Raw genomic sequence first — 1,079 nt, 5'->3', positions numbered from 1 at the left:
CATCCCCATCGACGCCGTGCCGATCCTCGCCGACATGAAGACCGCCAGCATGTCGCTCGTCGGGCTGGATGCCGCTGCGGCCCAGGCACAGCTCGGCAACTTCCAGGGCGCCCTCAGCAACCTGGTCGTAACGGCGGATGCCGTCTGCTCCTGAGCCGGTTCGGGCGCCGCAGAGACCCGGGGTCAGCGCACCGAGCTGAGTGGGCGTGCGCCCGCGCGGTCCTTGGCCCACAGCAGGAACGCCGCGGCGTGGTGCGTGCCGGTGAACCCGTCACCGACGAGCTCGAGCAGCAGGTCGTTGGACCAGACCGCGAGCCGGCCGATCTGCATCGCGGTCGCGTCGTGCTTGACCGGCAGGTGGAGGCCGAACACGGACTCGGTGAGCTCGCGCTTGCCGGTGCCCTCGGCGGTGTAGGAGAACAGCGGCAGGAAGCGCTCGGGGTACACGACGCACAGCACCTTGGTGAGCAACGGCTCCTTGAAGCCGGGCATCGCGGTGTCCACGTCCTCCTCGATGAGGTGGGTGAGGCGGTCCTCGAGGGGGATGTCGTCCGGTCCGCGCAGCAGGTAGTCGATCGACTCGCGCGTGCGCTCGGCGGCCTCGGCGACCCCGAGCTTGTTCCATGCCCGGTTGTAGACCGACGCAGTGCCCGTCTCACCGCCGATCGAGCTGGTGGCGAAGTCCTTGAGGTCCTGCGGGTCGCAGGTCGCCAGGACCTCGGCGGAGAACAGGTGCTGGAAGCGGGCCCGGTGCTCGTCGACCTCGGGGGTCGGCAGCGGCTCGTTCTTGAGGAACTGGCGCTTGAGCCGCACGACGAGGGCGGCGCGCTCAGGGCTGAGCATCGATGCGGTGGCGAACCGGCCCCTGGCCATCTCGAAGGGGGAGCGGTCCGAGGCGGACCGCGTGGGGGCCACGCTCGCACCCCAGGTGTGCTCGCACTCGCCGCAGCGGAAGGTGCGGGTGCCGTCGGCGGCGTTGTCGCCCAGGTGGATGTCGTTGTCCGAGAGGCAACTGGGGCAGGAGATGATCGCCATGGGGTGGCTTCCTTCGGGTCGGTACAGCGGGGGACCCGTCGGTC

At 70.2% G+C, this 1,079-nt stretch carries 1 protein-coding gene; it reads right to left on the bottom strand.

Annotated features, from left to right (window positions below; translation table 11 throughout):
• Positions 1-183: 183 nt before the first annotated feature.
• Positions 184-1,035 carry a hypothetical protein gene (locus PLL68_RS15730; protein ID WP_324535711.1) on the bottom strand — a complete coding sequence of 284 codons (852 nt, stop codon included), beginning with the start codon at positions 1,033-1,035 and terminating at the stop codon, positions 184-186.
• Positions 1,036-1,079 lie beyond the last annotated feature (44 nt).

It is taken from the genome of Ornithinibacter sp. (assembly GCF_035443565.1).
In the GTDB taxonomy this organism is placed as follows: Bacteria; Actinomycetota; Actinomycetes; order Actinomycetales; family Dermatophilaceae; genus Fodinibacter.
Note: the sequence above shows the minus strand (reverse complement) of the source record. Positions and strands in the feature narration are given on the sequence as shown.